This is a genomic window from Candidatus Palauibacter australiensis (genome assembly GCA_026705295.1).
GTDB classification, from domain to species: domain Bacteria; phylum Gemmatimonadota; class Gemmatimonadetes; order Palauibacterales; family Palauibacteraceae; genus Palauibacter; species Palauibacter australiensis.
Genome location: JAPPBA010000169.1, coordinates 1 through 3,919, shown reverse-complemented (window position 1 = coordinate 3,919; position 3,919 = coordinate 1). Strand labels below are relative to the sequence as shown.

At 69.8% G+C, this 3,919-nt stretch carries 1 protein-coding gene; it reads right to left on the bottom strand.

The window, feature by feature from the left end; translation table 11 throughout:
- Positions 1-3,919, bottom strand: a 3,919-nt coding sequence (locus OXN85_13915; protein MCY3601058.1) for an acyltransferase domain-containing protein, incomplete at both ends; no start/stop codon positions are given.

Here is a 3,919-nt window from a genome sequence, read left to right as displayed (position 1 = left end):
GCCTGCGAGAAGAAGCCCGCCGAGATGTCGGTGAAGGTGTAGTCGACCCGGTCGGAAGGCAGGCGCGGGAGAACCGCCTCGGTGGCGGATCCGGTCCCCGCTCCGACCTCCAGTATCCGCAGCCGGCGATCCCCCGGCAGGCCGGAGATGGCCGCCCCGACCGCGTCGCCGATCATCCGGTTCGCGGCGCGGTTCGCCGGCGCCTGAAGATACACGCCCGCCGCGCCGGGTCCTTCGTCGCTGAAGAGCAGCGTCATCGGATCCGTGCTTCCCCGGAGCACCTCGGCGAGAGCCGGGCCGCAGCGGCTGAGCAGGCCGAGTTCGTTGGCGCCGTGAGGGTGCTTTTCCCGAAGCCTGTCGGCGAGAGCTCCGGGGTTTGCCAGGGTCTGGTCAGGGAGAGGGTCGCCCGCTCCGACCGCTACGGTGTAGCCTCCATCGGAAGGATTCAGGATCCCCGCTTCGGACAGGATGGCCAGGAGTCGGCGGAACAGGCGCCGGTGCTCGTCGACGACGCTCAATTCGCGGCGAAGATCCTCGGCCGAGACCTTCGCCTCCGCCCGGCGCTGCCACCCCATTCCCTCGAGCGCCGAAAGTACGTAGGCCTGTGACAGGTGCTCGAGATCCCGGAGCAGGGTGACGCGGTCCGCCGCTTCCACGTCGCGTTCCGCCAAATGGTCAGCGAGGGTGCGCGACTGGCCGGCGACCGTCGCCGGGCTGACCAGGAAGTCCGCGGCAGGCACACCTCCGTCCAGCGGCTTCTCCCGCCAGGCGACCTCGTACAGCAGGTCCTTCAGCCCGGCCCGGGCCGAGAGGAGGGCACCGCGGGTGGCTCGCTTGACGGTGAAACCGAACAGGCCGCCGAGAGGCGCCCCTTCGGTGGAGTAGAACCGAACGTCGCCCGTCACGACTTCGGGCGGATCGGAGGACCCGGCGTCCTCTCCGTTCCGCGCGGCGGACGTCCTCACGGTCGCGTGGCAGAGGATCCTGGTCGGCATCGGCCCCGCCACCCACAGCCTTTGCCAGCCGAAGGGCATGTACACCGCCCCCTGTTCTGAAACAGTATGGTGGCGAGCCAGCGACAGGACCTGAAAGCAGCCGTCCAGCAGCAGGGGATGCAGTTCCATCCCCGTCGCGTCGACCGAATCGCTGAGCGCGAGTGTGGCCAGGGCCTCTCCTTCCGTAGCCCAGGCGGACTCGATCGTGTGGTACGACGGGCCGAGGTAGATGCCGGTCTGAGACCGCATTCGATAAAAGGCAACGGGATCCTGGGGCGTCAACTCGGCTTTGAGCGCTTCAGGGTCGATTGGGGGGAGCGGCTCGACGTCCGACCTCCCCGAGGAGAGTCGACCGCCGGCGTGTAGGGTCCAGCTCTCCTCGCCCTTTCCCTTCGTAAAAACCTCGAAGGGACGTTCCGCCAGGTCGTCCGAGCCGTCCAGAACGAACTGCAGGGTGCGGCCTCCGCCGCCCGCTCCGCTTTCCGGATCTTCCTCCTCGAGCATCAGCGGGCTGTAGATCTGCAACTCGTCGACGACCACCGGTCCGTCGCCCTGGCTCAGTGCGACCGAGACCGCCATGCCGCCGTGGAGCCCGCCGGGTACGACCACCTGCTCGTACACCAGGTGGTCCAGCAGCCACGCCGGATCGGAGGCGAACACCTCCGTCTCGAACATGACGTCGCCACGGGGCGACTCGTGGCGGACGCCGAGCAGCGGATGTCCATCGGCCTTCTGGTGGCGCTTCGACGTCCGGACCCAGTGCTGGATGCGCTGGAACGGATAGCCCGGCAGGGTGATCCGACTCCGCGCCTCGCCGGCGAACAGGCCCCCGAACTCGATGTCGAGGCCGGCCTCCCAGACGCCGGCAACGGCCTCGGCGAAGCCCCCGCTGGTGTCGATGGGCGGCTCCTCGGCGTCGCGGGACGGACGCCGCAGACTGGCAAGGACCGGCGGGGAGCCCGCCGGTGCCGACGCGGGCCAGATCATCGAGACGACGGGCCCCAGCACGGCGTGGGGGCCGATCTCCACGACTGCATCCACTCCCATCTCCGCCAGGGTCTCGACGCTGCCTCGAAACGCTACCGGCTCGCGTGCGTGGCGCCTCCAGTACGCGGCGTCCATGCGCGCGTCCGGGTCGAGTAAACGGCCGGTGATGTTGCTGACCAGAGGGACGGAAAGGGCCGGAGGCGAGGGCGCGATCTCCCGGACAGCGGCTTCCAGCTCGTCCAGAGCGGGCTCGATCAGGACGCTGTGATACGCGGGGCTCTGCCGCAATCGGTGCACCTTGACGACCTCGGCTTCGAAGTGCGCGAGTACCGCCTCCAGCTCGGCGGCCGGCCCGCTCACCACCTGTTGCGCTCCATTGTCGACGGCGACCGAGAGGTCCGCGTCGTTCGAGCCGGCGTTGTGCGCGGCCACCGCTTCGGCGACGCGGGAGGCGGGGGCGAAGACGGCGGCCATCGCGCCGTCGGGCCGCGTCGCGCCCATCAAGGTGCCGCGCGCGGCGGCGTATCGAAGGCCCTGCTCGAGGGTGAAGCCGCCCGCCGCCCGCGCCGCCGCGATCTCGCCCAGGCTGTGACCGACGACGACGCCAGGGCGAACGCCCAGACTCTCCCAGAGTGCGACCAGCGCGCACTCCAGGGAATAGATGGCAGGTTGGGTCCAGGTCGGTTCGTCGAGCAGGCCATCGGTCCCGTTCTCTCCGAACATGACGTCGAGCAAGGACGTCCCGCGTTCTTCCGAGAGCAGCCGGTCGCAGCGGTCGAGCACCGAGCGGAACACGGGCTCCCGTTCGTACAGGGCCCTGCCCATCCCGGGCCATTGACTGGCCTGGCCGGTGAAGACGAAGGCCAGCTTCTTCGCTTCGCGCGGCGTATCGCCGCCCTGGCGGGCGGCCAGGTGCTCCAGTTGCTGCCGGAGCTGGGCGAGGTCGCTGAAGACCAGGCCGCCCCGGTGCGCGAAATGGCTCCTCCCGACCGCAGCCGTCCAGGCCAGGTCGGAGAGGTCCGGGGTCGGCTGTTCATCGAGCCAGGCCAGGTAGCGTACGGCCAGGTCGCAAAGGGCCTCGGGCGATCTGGCCGAGAGCGGCAGGAAGCGCGTTTCCCGCCTCCCCGGTTCCTCGTCCGCTTCCGCCCCGGCGTTCACGGGCAGGCGGAGGCCGACGGGGAAGGCACCGCGAGCGGGACCGGCAGCCGGTTTAGGCTCGTCGTAGCCCTGCACCAGTACGTGGCCGTTGGTCCCGGACCAACCGAACGAATTGACGCCGGCCAGACGGGGCCGACCGGCATGGAGGGGCCAGTCCGTCATCCCGTCGGTGACGCGGACGGGCAGGCCGTCCCAATCGATGCGGGGATTCGGGTTGCTGAAGTTCAGGTGACGGGGAATGACCTCGTGCCGGAGCGCCAGGACCGTCTTGATGAGGCCCGCGACGCCGGCGGCGGGTCCGAGGTGTCCGATGTTCGTCTTGACGGAACCCACCAGCAGGGGGTGTTCCGCGTCGCGCTCGCGACCGTAGACGGCGGCCGCCGCGTTCAGCTCGATCGGATCGCCGACGACGGTGCCGGTGCCGTGGGCCTCGAGGTAGTCGACATCGGAGGGTGAGGCGCCGGCGCGCTTCAGGGCCTCCTCCATCGCCTTCTGCTGTGAAGGAGCGCTGGGCACGGTCAGGCCCTGGCTGGCGCCATCCTGATTGACCGCCGAGCCGGGAATGACAGCCCAGATCCGGTCACCGTCCGCCTTCGCGTCGCTGAGGCGCTTGAGGACGATCAAACCGCAACCCTCGCCGGAGACGAAACCGTCTGCAGCCGCGTCGAAGGTCCAGCACTGGCCCGTAGGCGACAGCATTCCCGCGTTGGCCCGCAGCTCGAGGGGCCGTCCGGCGAACTGGGCATGGACGCCGCCGGCCAGAACCAGGTCCGCCTCGC